Below are 19,856 nucleotides of genomic sequence, written 5' to 3'. Positions count from 1 at the left end.
ACAGCAAAAAGTGTTCCTTTTACTTACACCACAAACCATTGTGGGAGCGAGCCTGCTCGCGAAAGCGGAGTGTCATTCAACATTGATGTCGACTGGTACACCGCATTCGCGAGCAGGCTCGCTCCCACAGGGTTTTGTATTTGGCCTTGAGTTAAGCGTACTGCGCGGCGGCGTAACCGGAGGCCCAGGCCCACTGGAAATTGAAGCCGCCCAGATGCCCAGTGACGTCGAGCACTTCCCCAATAAAGTACAGGCCCGGGCTTTTCAGCGATTCCATGGTCTTGGACGACACCTCGCGGGTGTCGACGCCGCCCAGGGTCACCTCAGCCGTGCGATAGCCTTCAGTCCCCGCCGGCACGACTTTCCAGCTGCCAAGCTTCTCGGCAATCTCCGCCAGTTCGGCGTGGGTGTACTGCTTCATCGGTTTGGAGACAAACCAGTTGTCCGCCAGCAGATTGGCCATCTTCTTGGTGAAGATTTCGCCAAGCAAAGTTTTCAACTCGCTGTTCGGACGCTCGGCGACTTGCTGTTGCAGCCAGCTCGCGGCGTCGTGATCCGGCAGCAGGTTGATCTCCACCGTGTCGCCGGGCTCCCAGAACGAACTGATCTGCAAGATCGCCGGGCCACTGAGGCCACGATGGGTGAACAGGATGTTCTCGCGAAAGCTCTGCTCGTTGCAGCCGACCAGACAATCCACCGAGGTGCCGGACAGCTCTGTGCACAACTCCTTCAGCTGGTCGGTGATGGTGAACGGCACCAGCCCGGCGCGGGTCGGCAGCAGTTCATGGCCGAACTGTTTGGCGACCTGGTAACCGAAACCGGTAGCGCCCAGGGTCGGAATCGACAGGCCGCCGGTGGCGATCACCAGCGATTGGCACTGGACCTGACCGAGGGTGGTGTCGAGCAGGTAGCCGCTGTCGGTTTTTTCGATGGTCTGGATCGAGGTGTCCAGGTGCAGCTCGACGCCGGCCTGATCGCATTCATCAAGGAGCAGGCCGAGGATGTCGCTGGACTTGTTATCGCAGAACAGCTGGCCGAGTTTCTTCTCGTGGTACGGCACACCGTGCTTGTCCACCAGACCGATGAAATCCCACTGGGTGTAACGCGCCAGCGCCGATTTGCAGAAATGCGGATTCTGCGAGAGGAAATTGCTCGGTTCGGTGTACATGTTGGTGAAATTGCAGCGACCGCCGCCGGACATGAGGATTTTCTTGCCGGCCTTGTTCGCGTGGTCGAGCAGCAACACCTGACGCCCGCGCCCGGCGGCGGTCAGGGCACACATCAAGCCGGCCGCGCCAGCGCCAATGATCACGACTTCGGTAGAGCGCAAAACGGTGTCCTCTTGGTGGGTCGCTACAAAACAAACTGTGGGAGCGAGCCTGCTCGCGAAAGCGTTGTGTCATTCAACAATGATGTCGACTGACAGATTGCATTCGCGAGCAGGCTCGCTCCCACAGGGGATCTCCTATGGATGGAAGATCGCTTACAGAATGCGTACGCGCAACGAGCGGCCCTTGATCTTGCCGTCGTTCAGGCGCTGCAAGGCCTGCATGGCCACGGTGCGCTCAACAGCGACGTAGGCCTGGAAATCGAAGATCGCGATCTTGCCGACCTGCGCACCGGGAATGCCCGCTTCGCCGGTCAGTGCGCCAAGAATGTCGCCCGGGCGCACTTTGTCTTTGCGGCCAGCGCCGATGCACAGGGTGGTCATCGGCGGTTGCAGCGGCGCCAGGCCCTGGGACTTGAGGTTGTCGATCTGATCCCAGTTCAGCGGCGCTTTCTGCAGTTGTTCGATGGCTTGCGCACGATGCGCTTCGGACGGCGCGACCAGGCTGATGGCGATGCCTTTCTCGCCCGCGCGACCGGTACGGCCGACGCGGTGGATGTGGATTTCCGAATCGCGCGCCAGCTCGACGTTGATCACCATGTCCAGCGCATCGATATCCAGACCACGGGCTGCGACGTCGGTGGCGACCAGCACCGAGGTGCTGCGGTTGGCGAACATCGCCAGTACTTGATCGCGGTCACGCTGTTCCAGATCGCCGTGCAGGCCAACAGCGGAAATGCCTTTGGCGGTCAGGTGATCGACGGTTTCCTGCACTTGCTGCTTGGTGAAGCAGAACGCCACGCAGGACGCCGGACGGAAGTGGTGCAGGACTTTGGTCACCGCGCTCATGCGCTCTTCCGGGGAAATCTCGTAGAAGCGCTGCTCGATCTGCGTGTCGTCGTGGAAGGCTTCAGCCTTGACGGTCTGCGGATCGCGCATGAATTTCGAGGCCAGTTGCTTGATGCCCACCGGGTAGGTCGCGGAGAACAGCAGAGTCTGCCGGCGCTCCGGGGTCTTGATGATGATGTCTTCGATCGCGTCGTAGAAGCCCATGTCGAGCATGCGGTCGGCTTCGTCGAGGATCAGCGTGTTCAGGCCATCGAGCACCAGCGAACCCTTGCGCAAATGCTGCTGAATGCGCCCCGGGGTGCCGACGATGATGTGCGCGCCGTGCTCCAGCGAAGCGATCTGCGGGCCGAACGAGACGCCGCCGCACAAGGTCAGGACCTTGATGTTGTCTTCGGCGCGGGCCAGACGGCGGACTTCCTTGGCCACCTGGTCGGCCAGCTCACGGGTCGGGCAGATCACCAGCGCCTGGCACCCGAAGTAGCGCGGGTTGATCGGGTTGAGCAGGCCGATGCCGAACGCGGCGGTCTTGCCGCTGCCGGTCTTGGCCTGGGCGATCAGGTCCATCCCCTTGAGGATCACCGGCAAGCTCTGCGCCTGGATCGGCGTCATCTGGGCATAACCGAGTGATTCGAGGTTAGCCAGCATGGCGGCGGACAGCGGCAGAGTATTAAAAGCGGTGGCGATGGTGGTCACGGGACTGGCCTGCAAAACAAAATGTCGCGCAGTGTAGCAGCCCCGTGCCGGTTTCCTCGACAGTTCTGGACGAACAGCGATTGAACCCGAGGCAGGGATTACCTGTGGCGAGGGGATTTATCTGTGGCGAGGGGATTTATCCCCGATGGGGTGCGCAGCACCCCCAATACCTGCCACCTCGATTCATCAGGCTGACCGCATCCAACCTTTTTGGGGCTGCTGCGCAACCCAGCGGGGATAAATCCCCTCGCCACAGAAGTCAAAGAACTCCTTCAGCAGAATCAGTGTTCGATGTGTTCTTGTGGACGTTTCGCCCGGCGCCCGTCTTCCTTCGACAGTTGCGAGAAGATCGTCGCCGCCAGCATCGCCATCACGCCGACCGTGACGAAGGTCAGCTGGAACGCACCGAGTACGGTTTCCACGCCATCGTTGCCGACCTTCGCAGTGAAGCCGCCGAGCAGCGCGCCGGCGCAGGCCACGCCGAGGCTCAGCGACAATTGCGCGACCACCGACAGCAGACTGTTGCCGCTGCTGGCGCTGGCATCGTCGAGGTCGATCAGCGTCACCGTATTCATCGCGGTGAATTGCAGCGAGTTGATTGCCCCCAGCACCGCCAGCAGGCATAGCAGCAGCCAGTACGGCGTCTGCTCGCTGACCAGGCCCATGCTCGCCAGCATGATCCCCAACGCCAGGGTGTTGCCGGTGAGCACGATGCGATAGCCGAGGCGTTCGATCAGCGGCCGCGCGACCCACTTGGCGACCATCGCCGCAGCGGCCAGCGGCAACATGCTCATCCCGGCTTGCGACGGCGAATAGCCCAACGCCACTTGCAACAGCAGCGGAACCAGAAATGGCAGAGCACCGCTGCCCAGTCGCGCGAACAGGTTGCCGAGAATGCCCACGGCGAACGTGCGGGTCTTGAACAGCGAAGGCGCAAACAGCGGATTCTCGATATGCCCGGCGCGCAGCCAGTACGCCGCGAGACAGGCCATGCCGGCGAACAGCAGCAGCATCACCCGCAGGTGCGGCAGGTGCAGTTCGCCAAGACCTTCCATGGCGATGGTGATGAGGATCATCGCTGCGCCGAACAGCAGAAAGCCGAGGCTATCGAAGCGGGTGCGCTCCGTGCCGCGCAGGTCGGGGATGAATTTCCACACCGCGTAGCAACCGATCACCCCGACCGGCAGATTGATCAGGAAGATCCAGTGCCACGTCACGTATTCCACCATCCAGCCGCCCATGGTCGGGCCGATCAGCGGGCCGAGCAGGCCGGGAATGGTGATGAAACCCATGATTCGCACCAGTTCCGAGCGCGGGTACGCACGCAGCACCACCAGCCGCCCGACCGGCAACATCAGCGCACCGCCGAGGCCCTGAATCACCCGCGCACCGATGAGCATGCTCAGGCTGCTGGATAACGCGCATAGCAACGAGCCCAAGCTGAACAGCAGAATCGCGCCGAAGAAGATTTTCTTGGTGCCGAAGCGGTCGGCGATCCAGCCGGAGGCCGGGATCAGCAGGGCCACGGTAAGCATGTAGGCGATGATCACGCCCTGCATGCGCAACGGGTCTTCGGCCAGATCGCTGGCCATGGCCGGCAGCGCGGTATTGAGGATGGTCCCGTCGAGGGACTGCATGAAGAACGCAATGGCGACGACCCACGGCAACCAGCGTGCGGTGATGGCGTCGAGAGGCGGGCGGTTGGGCATGGAACCTCTTGTGGTCTGTTTGATGATCGTTCCCACGCTCTGCGTGGGAATGCCTCAACGGACGCTTTGCGTCCGCTTTTGGCTGGGACGCGGAGCGTCCCGGGCTGCATTCCCACGCGGAGCGTGGGAACGATCGCCGTCAGAGGGTCAGGGTCAACCGGCTGACCAGCGCCCCCGGCAACAGCGATGACGAGGTATTGCGCTGGCTGTACGTACTCGCCGAGAGCAGCAGCTCACGCTCGGTGGTCAACGCTTCCAACTGCGAACCGAGCAGGTTGTAGGCGCTGTCGTCGAAGCGCATGGTGCTGACCGGCGCCTGGATTTCGCCGTTCTCGACCCAGAAGGTCGCGAAACGGGTCATGCCGGTCATGCGCGCCGCCGGTTGATCCGAGTAGTTCAGATACCACAGGTTGCTGATGTACAGCCCGGTGCCCAACTGCTTGAGGATCTCTTGCTGCGACAGATCACCGGCGGCCATGTTCAACGCACTGGGCATCTCGCCGCCGCCCGCACCGTTCGCCGCCAGACCATATTCGGCGGCGCTGCGCGAGCCCACCAGTTGATCGCCGGCCTTGCCCTCGATGATCAGACGCAGATCGCTGCGCGGATAACCCTCGGCGGAAAACGCCGGGCTCAGGGACTCGCTGACTTTTTCATCCAGCGACAGCAACGGGCTGAATGCCTGATCGCCGACGTAGAGCTTCTGTAACGGGCTGCTCTTGCTGGCGATCGATTGCGCCGAGAACCCGCCCCAACTGAGCATGCCCATGATTTCTTCCAGTGCCGCCGGTGCCAGATAGGCGCGGTACTGCCCCGGTGCCAGGGTGCGTAACGGTCGGCCGAGAAACTCCAGCTGTTCGCGTGCCTGGGCGAAACGCCGGGCAAACCCTTCGTCGCTCCAGTCATGCCCGGCGTAGCTGGCCTTCACCGCTTCACCGTTTTCGTGGAACAGGCTGAAGTCGAAATTGAAGCTGTTGGCTTCATGCCAGCCGAACGCGCCAGCGGAACTGGCGAAACCGCGGCTGATCGGACCGGCAGCATAAAAACCGACCAGATCGAGACCTTCAGCGGCGGCGCAGATTTGCCCGACGACATCTTCGGTGTCCGGCAGCGGATGCGCTTGTACGTGCGTGCTCTGCCAGCTGTTGTGATTGAGCAGCAAGTACGGGTCCTGCGGCAGCAGCGGCAAGGTTTCGCGCAATTGTTGCAGGCCTTCGGCGAGCCGTTGCAGATCGGCTTCCTGATCCCCGGACAAGGTGATCTGCAGGTCGGCGTGGCGACCGTCGTTGATCAGTTTCAGGCCGACGTTGGCCTGCTGCACTTGCCCGGCCTGGCGCACCTTGGCGTGATTGAAGCGCACGAACGCCGAGGCTTCGGCGGCGTAGCTGAGCGTGAACTGTTCCGGCTCGCGCACGCTGTCGCGCAGCCAGTTGACCATGACCTTGAAGGCGTCGGACTGACGCTTCGAAATGCTCATCAGGCGTCTCCCCCAAACACATCAATGTTGCTGAATACGCAGGCCGGCGAAGCATGGCCGACGCGAATCACCTGGTTCGGTTCGCCCTTGCCGCAGTTCGGCGTGCCCAGCACCTTGACGGTGCTGGCATCGCCGACGGCGCGCAGGCTCTTCCAGAAGTGCGCGGAAATCGCCCGGTAGTTGGGGTTTTTTACCACGCCTTTCAGTTCACCATGCTCGATCAACTGGCCCCATTCGCAGCCGAACTGGAATTTGTTGCGCGCATCGTCGATCGACCACGAACGGTTGGTGCTCATCAGAATGCCGTGCTCGATACCGCCGATCATCTGCTCCAGCGTTTGATCACCCGGTTCGATGTTGAGGTTGGCCATGCGGTCGATCGGCGGCCGGTTCCAACCGCAGGCGCGGCTGTTGGCAACGCCATCGAGGCCGGCGCGATATTGCGACAGCGCTCCGCCCAGCGGCCGCAGCAAAAGGCCGTCGCGAATCAGGAATTGTTTGCTCGCCGCGGTGCCGTCGTCGTCATGGCCGTAGCTGGCGAGTTCTTCCGGGATGCCGGGATCGAAAGTCACGTTGAGCAAATTCGAGCCGTATTGCAGGCTGCCGAAATCGCTGGTCTTGACGAAACTGGTGCCGGCGTAATTGCGCTCATCGCCGAGGATGCGGTCGAGCTCCAGCGGATGACCGATGGACTCGTGGATCTGCAGCATCATCTGATCGGGCATCAGCAGCAGGTCGCGCCGGCCTTGCGGGGTGTTCGGCGCGAGCAGCAATTGCAGGGCCTGTTCGGCGACTTGCGGACCGGCACCGACCAGGCCGCAACGGCTGATGACGTCGGCGCCACCCTGCTGGCCGAAGTTCTCGCGGCCGAGGCTGCGGGTCTGGCTGTCGTTGCCGTCGTAGGCGGTGACGTCGAGGCTCGGATAGACAAAGCGCTGGGCCTGACGCAATTCGGCGCCGGCGCTGCTCAGGTAGATCTGCTCGACGTTAGTGATGCCGATGCTCACCTGCCAATTGACCAGGCGTTCATCCTTGGGCACCGAGGCGGACTCCGCACCGAGCAGATCGAAGCATTCGCTCAGGGATGGGAAGGGCTGTTCGAGATTGGGTGAAAAATAATCAGCGCGATCGCTGGAAAGCGGCTGCTCGCGCAGATCGAGCAAGGCGTGCGGCTTGAGCCGGCGGGCCTGTTGCTCGGCGCGCTCGAGAGCGGCTTGCAGGCCTTGTTGCGAGAGGTCATTGGTCGCCGCGTAGGCTTCGACGCCATTCACGCGCACGGTGAGCATCGCCCCTTCATCGCGGCTCAAACTCGGCGGTTCGGCGACGTTCTTGCGCACCGACAGAAACTGCCCGGACTCGCGCACATACCGCAGGGAAAAAAATTCAGCGCCCGTGCGCAAGGCAGCAAAGCGCTGCTTGAGCTGGGGGTGGAAATCGAACATTCGGGAACCTCCTTGTAATGGAGTAGCGGCATGGCGACAGCGGGGAGGGGTGAAACGGTTGCGCGAGGTCTAGAGTAGGCCTGCGTGGGGGTAGGATCAAGTGAAGAGGGGGTGTAGGGGGATTTACTGTGCAGCGGGGAAGTGTGTGTTGCTGTGAGGGCCTCTTCGCGAGCAGGCTCGCTCCCACAGGGGATTTGTGAATGCCACAGATCCAGTGTGGGAGCGAGCCTGCTCGCGAAGGCGGCGCCTCGGTACTACGACTTACTGCGTAACCGGGGTGATATCCCGCATCGGCTTGCCTTTGACCGGCGCGCCGTTCGCGACGTAATAAGCAGCGGTGCTGCGCGGCAGCGGCTTGCGGCCACGGATCTTATCGGCGATTTTCTCGGCCATCATGATCGTCGGCGCGTTGAGGTTGCCGGTGGTGATGATCGGCATGATCGAGGCATCGACCACGCGCAGGCTCTGCATGCCGTGCACACGACCTTCGCCATCGACCACGGCCATCTCGTCGGTGCCCATCTTGCACGAGCAGGACGGGTGGAACGCGGTTTCGGCGTGCTCGCGGATGAACTTGTCGAGCTGCTCATCGGTTTGCACGTCGATGCCCGGGCTGATTTCACGACCACGGTATTGATCGAGTGCCGGTTGCTGCATGATTTCGCGGGTCAGGCGGATGCCGTCGCGAAATTCCTGCCAGTCCTGCTCGGTGGCCATGTAGTTGAAGAGGATGCTCGGGTGCTGGCGCGGGTCCTTGGATTTGACCTGGATGCGACCACGGCTCGGCGAACGCATGGAACCCATGTGCGCTTGGAAACCGTGCTCTTTCACACCGTTGCTGCCGTTGTAGTTAATCGCCACCGGCAGGAAGTGGTACTGGATGTTCGGCCATTCGAATTCCGGACGCGAACGAATGAAACCGCCGGCCTCGAACTGGTTGCTGGCGCCGATGCCGGTGCCGTTGAACAGCCACTCGGCACCGATCGCCGGCTGGTTGTACCAGAGCAGCGACGGGTACAGCGAGACCGGTTGGGTGCAGGCGTATTGCAGGTACAGCTCAAGGTGATCCTGCAGGTTTTCACCGACGCCCGGCAGATCGTGGACCACCGGGATGTCGAGGCTTTCCAGCAGTTTCGCCGGGCCGACACCGGAGCGCTGCAGAATCTGCGGCGAAGCGATGGCGCCGGAGCACAGCAGGACTTCCTTGCGCGCCTTGGCTTCAACACGTTCTTCAGCGTCGCCGATCAGGTAACGCACGCCGACCGCACGCTTGCCTTCAAAGAGAATCTTGTCGGTCAGGGCGTGGGTGACGATGGTCAGGGTCGAACGTTTTTTGGCGATGTCGAGGTAGCCACGGGCGGTGGAAGCACGGCGGCCGTTCGGCGTCACGGTGCGGTCCATCGGGCCGAAGCCTTCCTGCTGGTAACCGTTGAGGTCTTCGGTACGCGGGTAACCGGCCTGCACGCCAGCTTCAACCATGGCGTGGAACAGCGGGTTGTTGCCGGCTTTCGGCGTGGTCACGCTGACCGGGCCGTCGCCACCGTGGTAATCGTTCGGGCCGATGTCGCGGGTTTCGGCTTTGCGGAAGTACGGCAGGCAATCGAGGTACGACCAGTCTTCCAGGCCCGGCAGTTTCGCCCAACCGTCGTAGTCCATCGCGTTGCCACGGATGTAGCACATGCCGTTGATCAGCGAAGAGCCGCCAAGGCCCTTGCCGCGACCGCATTCCATCCGGCGACCGTCCATGTGTGGCTCTGGATCGGTTTCGTAAGCCCAGTTGTAGCGACGCCCCTGCAGCGGGAACGCCAGCGCGGCGGGCATCTGGGTACGGAAGTCGAGGCGGTAGTCCGGCCCCCCGGCTTCGAGCAGCAGAACGGTGACGCCTTCGTCTTCAGTCAGACGGGTCGCCAGGGTGTTACCGGCCGAGCCGGCACCGATGATGATGTAGTCGAATTCTTGGGACATTGAATGCACCCTCTTTGATAGTGGTCAGGTCGGACCTTGGCGAGTGCTGTGCACTCGAATCGCTGGCAAGCCAGCTCCCTCAGGGATTGGGGGCTGCCACAAATTGGGTGGACGACTCCAAACCTGTGGGAGCGGGCTTGCCCGCGAAGAGGCCTTCGCGAGCAATGCAAATCTCGGGTCTTAGAACACCGAAACGTAATCGCCCAGCTCGACCTGTACCGATTTGATGCGCGTGAAGTTGTTCAGCGAGCTGATCCCGTTCTCACGGCCCACACCCGACTGCTTGTAGCCGCCGACCGGCATTTTTGCGTCGGACTCGCCCCAGGCGTTGATCCAGCAGATACCGGCTTCCAGTTGATGAATCACGCGGTGGGCGCGGTTCAGGTCTTTGGTGACGATACCGGCAGCCAGGCCGAAGTCGGTGTCGTTGGCGCGGCGGATCACTTCTTCTTCGGTTTCGTAGGAGAGGATCGCCATCACCGGGCCGAAGATTTCTTCGCGGACGATGGTCATGTCGTCGGTGCAGTCGGTGAACACGGTTGGCGCAACGAATGCGCCTTTGGCGAATTCGCCGTCGGTCAGGCGACCACCGCCGCACAGGACGCGGGCACCTTGTTCCTTACCTTTTTCGATGTAGGCCAGCACGCTTTCCATGTGGGCGAAGCTGACCAGCGGGCCGAAATTGGTGTTTTCGTCTTCCGGGTTGCCGACGCGGATGCGCGCAACGCGCTCAACGATCTTGGCCTCGAACGCGGCTTTCAGATGCGCCGGTACGAATACGCGAGTGCCGTTGGTGCAGACCTGACCGGAGCTGTAGAAGTTGGCCATCATCGCCGTGTCGGCGGCGCGATCGAGGTCGGCGTCGTCGCAGATGATCAGCGGCGACTTGCCGCCCAGTTCCATGGTCACGTCCTTGAGCGACGAAGCCGAAGCGCTGGCCATGACTTTCTTGCCAGTGTCGGTGCCGCCAGTGAAGGAGATTTTCTCGATGCGCGGGTGCTCGGTCAGCCAGGTGCCGACTTCGCGGCCGCTGCCGGTCAGCACGTTGAACACGCCGTTCGGCACGCCGGCTTCGGTGTAGATCTCAGCCAGTTTCAGGGTGGTCAGCGAGGTGACTTCGCTTGGCTTGAAGATCATCGCGTTGCCGGCCGCCAGGGCTGGAGCGGATTTCCACAGCGCGATCTGGATCGGGTAGTTCCACGCGCCGATACCGGCGACCACGCCCAGCGGCTCGCGACGGGTGTAAACGAAAGAGGTGTCACGCAGAGGAATCTGCTCGCCTTCGATGGCGGGCACCAGGCCTGCGTAGTATTCCAGCACGTCAGCGCCGGTGACGATGTCGACGTACTTGGTTTCGGAGAAGGATTTGCCGGTGTCCAGGGTTTCCAGCGCAGCCAGCTCATCGTTGCGCTCGCGCAGGATGTCAACGGCACGACGCAGGATGCGCGAACGCTCCATGGCGGTCATCGCGGCCCAGATTTTCTGGCCCTTTTCGGCGCTGACCACGGCGCGCTCGACGTCGTCTTTGGTCGCACGTTGCACCAGTGCGAGGACTTCACCGTTCGCCGGGTTGATGGCTTCGAAGGTGGCGTCGCTGCCGGCGTCGGTGTACGCGCCATCGATGTAGAGTTTTTGCAGTTCGAAACGGGCCATAGTGTCCTCGCAAGTGCATTGGTGGTTGGCGTTGACCACCGCGATGACGCTGCGGTGGAGTTCAGGGGCCGAGCATTTTCTGTGTGCTCTAGCTCACCTTCTTGGCCAATTGGAAATCCATGTATTCGTAAGCGATCTGTTGCGCCTGCGCCGTGTCGAAAGCGTCTCCCGACAGCGCGCCGCGCAACCACAAGCCGTCAATCAACGCTGCCAGACCCCGGGCGGCGCTGCGCGCATCTTCGAGCGGCAGCACACGGCGGAACTGGCAGCACAGGTTGGAATACAGACGGTGATCGTTGATCCGCTGCAACCTGTGCAAAGACGGCTGGTGCATGCTGGTGGCCCAGAAGGCCAGCCAGGTTTTCATTGCCGGGCCATTGACCTGGCTGGCGTCGAAGTTGCCTTCGATGATCACCTGCAGATGCGCCCGTGGGCTGTCATCTGCCAGCGCCTGACGGCGCGCGGTGACGCTCTCGCTGAGGGCGGTCATCAGGTACCGCATCGTGGCGGCGATCAGGCCGTTCTTGTCCTGAAAGTAATGACTGATGATGCCATTCGAGACACCGGCCAAACGGGCGATCAGCGCAATGCTGGCGTCCCCCATTCCGACCTGATCGACCGCTTGCAAAGTGGCTTCGATCAATTGTTGGCGGCGGATGGGTTGCATACCGACCTTGGGCATCTTGCACATCTCCTTAGGCCTTCCGAGAGGCGAATGACGCCGATCGGATTGAGGGCCAGTCTATTTTGTTTTGATTGAACGTTCAATCAACAAAGAATAAGATCTGCGACAATTCGTCGCTGCCTACAGAAAATTCCTACGTGTAATGACGATAAAAACCGACACCTGAAACGGCTCGAAACCTGCGTGGGGCATGGCGCGGTTCGCGATTCGAAGGACGTGTTGAAAGGGCAAGACGCTCGGGGTCAGGTTTCGGATGAACGTCCGGCACCTTTGGCCACGAAAGCGAATACGCAGCGCCATTTCGGCAGGTTCGGGCTTTTTTCGGAGTGTCTTTATATCACCCGCCGGTCGGCTGCCAACTAACCGATTGGTCGGGTTCCGTGATGCCTTGTGTTCTTCTCTCGCACTGCCTGGAGCATTTGTGCCATGAGTTCTGCCTCGCTAATAAAGACCCCGCCCGAGAAGGTGACGGTCAACGGTTGGGTGTTCTACACCTCGACCGCGCTGATTCTGTTGTTGACCGCCATTCTGATCATCGCCCCGCAAGAGGCCGGCAGAATGTTGGGCATGGCCCAGGCCTGGTTGTCGCGCAGCTTCGGCTGGTACTACATGGTGGTGATCGCCGCCTACCTGGTGTTCGTGGTCGGTCTGGCGTTTTCCTCGTACGGCAAACTCAAACTGGGCAGCAAGGACGACACCCCGGATTTCAGTTACGGCGCCTGGGCGGGGATGCTGTTCTCGTCGGGCATCGGCATTTCGCTGTTGTACTTCGGCGCGTCCGAGCCGCTGGATCACTACTTCAATCCGCCGGAAGGCACCTCGGCCAGCAATCTGGCCGCGCGTCAGGCAGTGCAACTGACCTTCCTGCACTGGGGCCTGCACGGCTGGGCGATCTACGCTTTGGTCGGCCTGGCCGTGGCGTATTTTGCCTATCGACATAACCAGCCGCTGGCGCTGCGTTCGGCGCTGTATCCGCTGGTCGGCGAGCGTTGGGTCAAAGGCGCCGCCGGGCACGCGGTTGATGGCTTCGGCATGTTCGTGACCCTGCTGGGTCTGGTGACCAACCTGGGGATTGGCTCGCTGCAAGTGTCGTCCGGGCTGGAAAACCTGTTCGGCATGGAGCACAGCAACACCAACCTGCTGATCGTCATCATCGTCATGAGCACAGTAGCGACCATCGCTGCCGTGTCAGGTGTTGAAAACGGCATCCGTCGTCTGTCCAACCTGAACATCGTGCTGTTCAGCGGCCTGCTGATTTTCGTCCTGCTGTTCGGCCCGACCCTGCACCTGCTCAACGGCTTCGTGCAGAACATTGGCGACTATCTCAACGGCGTGGTGCTGAAGACCTTCGACCTTTACGTCTATGAAGGCGACAGCGCCAAGTCCGACCGCTGGCTGGGCCTGTGGACGCTGTTCTACTGGGCCTGGTGGATTTCCTGGGCGCCATTCGTGGGCATGTTCATTGCGCGGATTTCCCGTGGCCGCAGCGTGCGTGAACTGGTCGCTGGCGTGCTGCTGATTCCGCTGGGCTTCACCTTGGCGTGGCTGTCGATCTTCGGCAACTCGGCGCTGGATCTGGTGATGAATCAGGGCGCGGTGGAGCTGGGCAAGACGGCGCTGGAACAGCCGTCGATGGCGATCTATCAGTTGCTTGAGCATTATCCGGCGTCGAAAGTCGTGATTGGTGTGTCGATCTTTGTCGGCTTCGTGCTGTTCCTGACCCCGGCCGACTCCGGCGCGGTGATGATGGCGAATCTTTCCTGCAAGGGCGGTAACGTCGATGAAGACGCGCCGCACTGGCTGCGGATCTTCTGGTCGGTGGTGATCACGCTGGTGACCATCGGCCTGCTGTTCGCCGGCAACTTCGAAGCCATGCAGACCATGGTCGTGTTGGCCGGCCTGCCGTTCTCGGTGGTGCTGATCTGCTTCATGTTCGGCCTGCACAAGGCGATGCGCCAGGACGTGCAGATCGAACAGGAGCAAGCGCAACTGGCCGAGCGCGGACGCCGTGGTTTCAGCGAGCGCCTGACGCAACTGGATCTGCAACCGAGCCAATCGGTGGTGCAGCGCTTCATGGACAAGCACGTCACTCCGGCGCTGGAAGATGCAGCGGCGCAATTGCGCAATCAGGGCATTGAAGTGCAGACGCTGCTGGGCAAGGCCAAGCGTTGCATGGGCGTGCGGGTCGAGATGGAAGAGGGCAACCCTTTCGTTTACGAAGTGAGCCTGGATGGTTATCTGGCGACCCCGACCGAATCGGCGCAGTCGGATGAAGCGCGTCAGCGTTATTACCGCGCTGAGGTGTATCTGCACAATGGCAGTCAGGACTATGACTTGATGGGCTTCACACCGGAGCAGATTACGCGGGATGTGTTGGATCAGTTCGAAAGCCATCGGCAGTTGTTGGGGCGGGTTTATAGCTAAAGTCAAAAGCTGACCCTCACCCCAGCCCTCCCGAAACGTCGGACCGTCCGTAGGGAGAGGGAGCCGACTGAGGTGTCTGGCGTTGTACATTGACCTGAAAGATCGAGTCGATTATGGATTCGGTAAAGCAAGATCAGGTCGGTGCAGATCTGCAGCATCCCCCGATCGGTCCCCTCTCCCTCTGGGAGAGGGCTAGGGTGAGGGGCTATTCCTGACCCAACAAAAAGGGATCGCTCACCGCGATCCCTTTTTTTATCCCACCTGGCGCATTACCCCAGATTCTTGCCCAGCAACGCGTGATACAACTCGCTGTCGCCGAGAATCCCCACCACATGATTGTTATCGTGCAGCACCAGCTTGTTGCCGGTCTGATAACGGATCTGCAGCGCGTCACGCATGCCGATGTTCGAGTCCACCAGTGTTGGCTTGCGCTCCAGGCCTTCCACCGCTTGCCCCGGTGCCCAGTTCTGCAGGTTCAGCACCGAGCCGTTCTGCCGCGCGCCTTTGATGGTGTTGCCTTCGGCCAGGTCCAGCCACGAGTCGCCGCCCGGATCGAGGCACACCGAGCCGTTGATGCGTTTGCACTTGTCCAGCGTGCGCATCAGGCTGCGGCCGCAGAGCACGTTGAGCGGATTGGTGTGGGCGACGAAGGTGCGCACATAGTCGTCCGCCGGGTTGAGGACGATTTCCTCCGGCACGCTGTACTGGATGATCCGACCGTCCTTCATGATCGCGATGCGGCTACCCAATTTGAGTGCTTCATCGAGGTCGTGGCTCACAAACACGATGGTCTTGCTCAGCTTGCGTTGCAGTTCCAGCAGTTCATCCTGCAGACCCTGGCGGATCAACGGGTCGAGGGCCGAGAACGGTTCGTCCATCAGCAGAATGTCGGCGTCCATCGCCAGCGCGCGGGCGAGGCCGACGCGCTGCTGCATGCCGCCGGATAGCTCATCAGGCTTCTTGTTGCGCCATTGGGTCAGGCCGACCAGTTCGAGTTTCTCATCGACCAGTTTCTTGCGTTCCTTCTCCGGTCGGCCCTGCATCTCCAGACCGAAACTGATGTTCTCGCGCACCGTCAGCCACGGCATCAGAGCGAATTTCTGAAAGACCATGGCAATGCGCTTGGTGCGCATCATTTTCAGCTCGGCGGGCGTGCAGGAGGCGATGTCGATCTGGCGGTTTTCATGCTCGACGAACAGCTTGCCACGGCTCACGGTGTTGAGGCCGTTGATGCAGCGCAGCAGGCTCGACTTGCCCGAGCCGGACAGGCCCATCAGCACGCAGATCTCGCCCTTGTTGATGTCCAGCGTGGCTTTTTCCACGCCGACGATCTGCCCGGTTTTCTTCAGGATCTCGTTGCGGGTCATGCCCTGATCGAGCAGCTTGAGTGCCTCGCGCGGGTCCTTGGAGAAGATTACGTCGACGTCTTCGAAGCGAATTATGCTCATGCGTCACCCCCTACTTTGGCGTCGGGTTGTTTGCAGATACGGTCGAGCATGATCGCCAGCAGTACGATTGCCAGGCCTGCTTCGAAGCCCAGCGCAATATCAGCAGTGTTCAGTGCGTTGACCACCGGTTTGCCGAGTCCGTCGGCGCCGACCAGTGCCGCGATCACCACCATCGACAGCGACAGCATGATGCACTGGGTGATGCCGGCCGCGATGCTCGGCATGGCGTGCGGCAATTCGATCCTTGAGAGCAATTGGCGACGCGAGCAGCCGAAGGCCTTGCCGGCGTCCATCAGTTCTTGCGGGACATCGCGGATGCCCAGGTAGGTCAGGCGGATCGGCGCCGCGATGGCGAAGACCACCGTGGAGATCAGGCCCGGTACCACACCCAGCCCGAAGAGGGTCAGGGTAGGAATGAGGTAAACGAAGGTCGGCACGGTCTGCATCAGATCGAGCACCGGCCGCATCATGGTGTAGAACATCGGTTTGTGCGCGGCGACGATGCCCAGCGGCACGCCGATCAACACGCAGACCAGGGTGGCGAACAGCACCTGGGCGAGGGTTTCCATGGTTTCCTGCCAGTACCCCAGGTTGAGGATCAGCAGGAACGAGGCAACCACGAACGCGGTCAGGCCCCACTTGCGTTGAATCAGATGGGCAATGATGGCAATCAGGCCAATCAGCACCAGTGGGTTGAACCAGGTCAGCGCAAACGTCACGCCGTGGATCATCGTTTCCAGTGTCACGGCGATTGCGTCGAAGGTGTTGGCGCCGTGTTGCGTCAACCATTCGACGAAGCCCGCGATGTACTGGCCTAAAGGTATTTTCTGATCAATCAGCATGGTAGTGAACGTCCGCATGCAAGGAAATTAACAGCCCGGGCAGGCACGCCTGCCCGGCATAAGCGGTGCCTTTCAAATCAAGGCGCGAGCTTGGCTTTCACGGCCTCCAGGCCTGGTTTACCGTCAATGGTGGTCACGCCAGCGAGCCAGGTTTCGAGAACCTGTGGATTCTTTTTCAGCCAGGCCTTGGCGGCCGCGTCAGGCTTCATCTTGTCGTCGAGAATGTTGCCCATCAGTTCACTTTCCATGTCGACGGTGAACTCCAGGTTTTTCAACAGCTGACCGACGTTGCTGCATTCTTCGGCGTAACCCTTGCGGGTGTTGGTTGCCACGGTGGCTGCGCCGAAATCGGGGCCGAAGAAGTCGTCGCCGCCGGTCAGGTATTGAATCTTGAAGCGCTTGTTCATCGGGTGCGGTGCCCAGCCGAGGAAGACCACGGCGGTGTCGCGCTTCTGCGCTCGGTCAACTTGCGAGAGCATGCCGGCCTCGGAAGATTCGACGATCTTGAAGCCAGCGGTTTTCAGGCCGAAGGCATCCTTGTCGATCATGCTCTGGATCAGCCGGTTGCCGTCGTTGCCCGGCTCGATGCCGTAGATCTTGCCGTCGAGCTCTTTCTTGAATTTGGCGATGTCGGCGAAGTCATGCAGGCCTTTGTCGTACAAGGCTTGCGGCACGGCGAGGGTGTATTTGGCACCCTTTAGATTGGTGCGCACAGTGTCGACGGTGCCGGCATCGCGATACGGCTTGATGTCGTTCTCCATGGTCGGCATCCAGTTACCGAGAAACACGTCCATGTTCTTGCCGTCGGCCAGCGACTTGTAGGTCACGGGCACGGAGATCATGGTGGTTTTGGTCTTGTAGCCGAGGGCGTTGAGAACAACGGAAGTGGTAGCGGTGGTGGCGGTGATGTCGGTCCAGCCGACATCGGAGAAGTTAACGAGGCTGCACTGTGCCGGTTCTGCGGCTTGCGCCAGTAACGGCAGACTCAGCAGGGCGGCCAACAACAACGACGGGGAACCTTTCATGGATGGACTCCTTGGTGTTTTTTTTGGCAGTGTTCCGACTGTGGACCACCGCACTTATGGGTTGCGGTTGGTGGCGTTCTGACGACAGCTCTACCGCAGCGCCTTGCAATCGAGTCATCCCGATCATGTACCAGTGAAAATCTGACGCCTACAGGGAGGGTCGTATCCAGTACAGGGATGGTCGCTTCCAGTGTCGGTGACGTCGCTTACAGCTTTTTTCCGCCCCCGATGACCTGCTCGACTGCATAAAAACGGCGTATTTGCGGGGCGAAAACGTGACGACGCTGCTGGACATGACTGCGTCGGTGTCAGACGCCGTGCGCGCCGACAAAAGCCCGATGATGCCGGCATTCGGCGGATCGCAGCTTGAGCGTAGCAGCTCCGCCAGCGGGCGCTTTTGCAGCCCGGACCGGTATTCTCAGGAGCTTCGCAGCAATGGCTATCAGCGTTTTCGACCTGTTCAAAATCGGCATCGGCCCTTCCAGTTCCCACACCGTCGGCCCGATGCGCGCCGCCGCACTGTTTGTCGAGTCGCTGCGCGGCAAGCATCAACTGGAGCAGGTGCGGCGCATCGAGGTGCAGTTGTTCGGATCGCTGTCGGCCACCGGCATCGGTCACGGCAGCGACAACGCGGTGATCATGGGCCTGATGGGCGAGTGGCCGGACGCAATCGACCCGGCGCAGATCGGCCCGCGCATTCAGGCGCTGCGCGAAACCCATACGCTTTTATTGGATGGTCGCCTGTCGGTGCCGTTTGTCTGGGCGCGGGACATGCGCCTGATCGACGAAAACCTGCCATTCCATCCCAACGCCATGACCCTGGTGGCCGAAGGCGAATTCGGTGAGCTGCACCGTGACACCTACTATTCGGTCGGCGGCGGCTTCGTCGTTGATGAGGCGCAAGCGGCCAGCGGTGTGGTCGATCTGGATCGCACCGAATTGCCCTACGACTTCTCCAGTGCGGTCGAGCTGCTGCAGTTGTGCAAAAAACACAACCTGCGCGTCGCCGAGCTGATGATGGCCAATGAAAAGGTCTGGCGCAGCGAAGAAGAGATCCGCGCCGGGCTGATGAAACTGTGGCGGGCGATGCAGGATTGCGTCGAGCAGGGCCTCAAGCACGAAGGCATTCTGCCCGGCGGCTTGAACGTGCGGCGGCGTGCGGCGAAGTTGCACCGCAGCCTGCAAGAGCTGAACAAACCGAACGTCATCGGCTCGACCCTGAGCGCCATGGAGTGGGTCAACCTGTTCGCCCTGGCCGTCAATGAAGAGAATGCCGCTGGCGGGCGTATGGTCACTGCACCGACCAACGGCGCGGCGGGGATCATCCCGGCGGTGCTGCACTACTTCATGAAATTCAGCGAAGCGGTCACCGACGCCAACGTCGTCGACTATTTCCTCGGCGCGGCGGCGGTGGGCATTCTTTGCAAAAAGAATGCGTCGATCTCTGGGGCCGAGGTCGGTTGCCAGGGCGAGGTCGGTTCGGCCTGCGCCATGGCGGCGGCAGGGCTGGCGGAGATTCTCGGCGCCACCCCTGAGCAACTGTGCAACGCGGCGGAAATCGGCCTGGAACACAATCTGGGCCTGACCTGCGACCCGGTCGGTGGCCTGGTGCAAGTGCCGTGCATCGAGCGCAATGCGATTGCCGCAGTGAAAGCCATCAACGCGGCGCAAATGGCCCTGCGTGGCGACGGTCAGCACTTTATCTCGCTGGACCGGGTGATCCGCACCATGCGTGATACCGGCGCCGATATGCATGACAAATATAAGGAAACTTCGCGCGGTGGCTTGGCGGTCAGTGCGGTTGAGTGCTGAGCCAGCCACACCGAGGTGGATTCTTCGCGAGCAGGCTCGCTCCCACAATAGATCTCCAGGAACACAATATTTGTGAACCCCAGATTCCAGTGTGGGAGCGAGCCTGCTCGCGAAGACGCCAGACCAGTCAAAACTGCTCAACAAAAGAACATCCCGATCCAGTCACGCTACCTTTTGGCGCGTCGCAATCAGACAAGCGTCATTGTCAGTCGTGACTTGTCAGTCGTTAATCGACCGTCCGTCGTCCGTGCTTGCGGTGACACTCTGTGCAAATCCTCTGCAGGCCAGTTCCCACAAGTGCTACCGATCTGCTCACGGGCTGCGCGGCAGGGCGCTCGCGGCATCTGATGGCACTTCGAAATGGCGTGTTCCGAGGTCTCGTATAGACGCGTCGCGAGGTCGTTTTCAGGAGTTATTGAATGGCCGTCCAATTTCAGGCACGGCAATTGCTCTGTCATAACAAAGCCTGCTTTCTCTGTGAGACGCGGGCAATAACAAGAGCCTC

General features: G+C 61.2%; 13 protein-coding genes. 2 read left to right on the top strand and 11 right to left on the bottom strand.

Features of this window, described 5'->3' with window-relative positions; all coding sequences use genetic code 11:
• Positions 1-151 precede the first annotated feature (151 nt).
• The 8 genes from AB4O12_RS19440 to betI all read right to left on the bottom strand — a co-directional run bounded on the left by AB4O12_RS19440 (position 152) and on the right by betI (position 11,797).
• Positions 152-1,330 (bottom strand): BaiN/RdsA family NAD(P)/FAD-dependent oxidoreductase, encoded by a 1,179-nt coding sequence (locus AB4O12_RS19440; RefSeq protein WP_460059544.1) that lies wholly within the window; start codon positions 1,328-1,330, stop codon positions 152-154.
• A 153-nt stretch (positions 1,331-1,483) separates the two neighbouring features.
• On the bottom strand, positions 1,484-2,869 hold the full coding sequence (dbpA, locus tag AB4O12_RS19435; RefSeq protein ID WP_024014613.1) for an ATP-dependent RNA helicase DbpA: 1,386 nt from the start codon (positions 2,867-2,869) through the stop codon (positions 1,484-1,486).
• A 281-nt stretch (positions 2,870-3,150) separates the two neighbouring features.
• Positions 3,151-4,578, bottom strand: coding sequence for a multidrug transporter subunit MdtD (mdtD, locus tag AB4O12_RS19430; RefSeq protein ID WP_041476772.1), 1,428 nt, complete (start codon positions 4,576-4,578; stop codon positions 3,151-3,153).
• A gap of 139 nt (positions 4,579-4,717) precedes the next feature.
• Positions 4,718-6,055 carry a TldD/PmbA family protein gene (locus AB4O12_RS19425; RefSeq protein WP_056786510.1) on the bottom strand — a complete coding sequence of 446 codons (1,338 nt, stop codon included), beginning with the start codon at positions 6,053-6,055 and terminating at the stop codon, positions 4,718-4,720.
• Positions 6,055-7,497, bottom strand: a complete 1,443-nt coding sequence (locus AB4O12_RS19420; RefSeq protein ID WP_460059541.1) for a TldD/PmbA family protein — start codon at positions 7,495-7,497, stop codon at positions 6,055-6,057. The genes AB4O12_RS19425 and AB4O12_RS19420 overlap by 1 nt, the downstream gene beginning before the upstream one ends.
• A gap of 261 nt (positions 7,498-7,758) precedes the next feature.
• Positions 7,759-9,462, bottom strand: a complete 1,704-nt coding sequence (betA, locus tag AB4O12_RS19415) for a choline dehydrogenase (RefSeq protein ID WP_056786513.1) — start codon at positions 9,460-9,462, stop codon at positions 7,759-7,761.
• A 180-nt stretch (positions 9,463-9,642) separates the two neighbouring features.
• Entirely contained in the window at positions 9,643-11,115 is a 1,473-nt protein-coding gene (gene betB / locus AB4O12_RS19410) for a betaine-aldehyde dehydrogenase (protein WP_039757620.1), read from the bottom strand.
• An 88-nt stretch (positions 11,116-11,203) separates the two neighbouring features.
• Positions 11,204-11,797 (bottom strand): transcriptional regulator BetI, encoded by a 594-nt coding sequence (betI, locus tag AB4O12_RS19405; protein ID WP_008085771.1) that lies wholly within the window; start codon positions 11,795-11,797, stop codon positions 11,204-11,206.
• 486 nt (positions 11,798-12,283) lie between these two features.
• On the opposite strand from betI, the gene AB4O12_RS19400 reads away from it, so the two are divergent.
• Positions 12,284-14,224, top strand: a complete 1,941-nt coding sequence (locus tag AB4O12_RS19400) for a BCCT family transporter (RefSeq protein WP_223259140.1) — start codon at positions 12,284-12,286, stop codon at positions 14,222-14,224.
• Positions 14,225-14,493: 269 nt separating this feature from the next.
• Here AB4O12_RS19400 and choV read toward each other — a convergent pair whose 3' ends face one another.
• The 3 genes from choV to AB4O12_RS19385 form a co-directional block, all read right to left on the bottom strand.
• Positions 14,494-15,672, bottom strand: coding sequence for a choline ABC transporter ATP-binding protein (choV, locus tag AB4O12_RS19395; RefSeq protein WP_016772804.1), 1,179 nt, complete (start codon positions 15,670-15,672; stop codon positions 14,494-14,496).
• On the bottom strand, positions 15,669-16,514 hold the full coding sequence (gene choW, locus AB4O12_RS19390; RefSeq protein ID WP_016772805.1) for a choline ABC transporter permease subunit: 846 nt from the start codon (positions 16,512-16,514) through the stop codon (positions 15,669-15,671). The genes choV and choW overlap by 4 nt, the downstream gene beginning before the upstream one ends.
• A 77-nt stretch (positions 16,515-16,591) precedes the next feature.
• A complete protein-coding gene (locus AB4O12_RS19385) occupies positions 16,592-17,539 on the bottom strand; it encodes a choline ABC transporter substrate-binding protein (RefSeq protein ID WP_095181365.1) in 948 nt (315 codons plus the stop codon).
• 435 nt (positions 17,540-17,974) lie between these two features.
• Here AB4O12_RS19385 and AB4O12_RS19380 point away from each other — a divergent pair, with 435 nt between their 5' ends.
• A complete protein-coding gene (locus AB4O12_RS19380) occupies positions 17,975-19,351 on the top strand; it encodes an L-serine ammonia-lyase (protein ID WP_236167688.1) in 1,377 nt (458 codons plus the stop codon).
• Positions 19,352-19,856 lie beyond the last annotated feature (505 nt).

The organism is Pseudomonas sp. S2_A05, assembly GCF_054668485.1.
The sequence above is the reverse complement of the archived record's forward strand: the minus strand, read 5'-3'. Positions and strand labels throughout refer to the sequence as shown.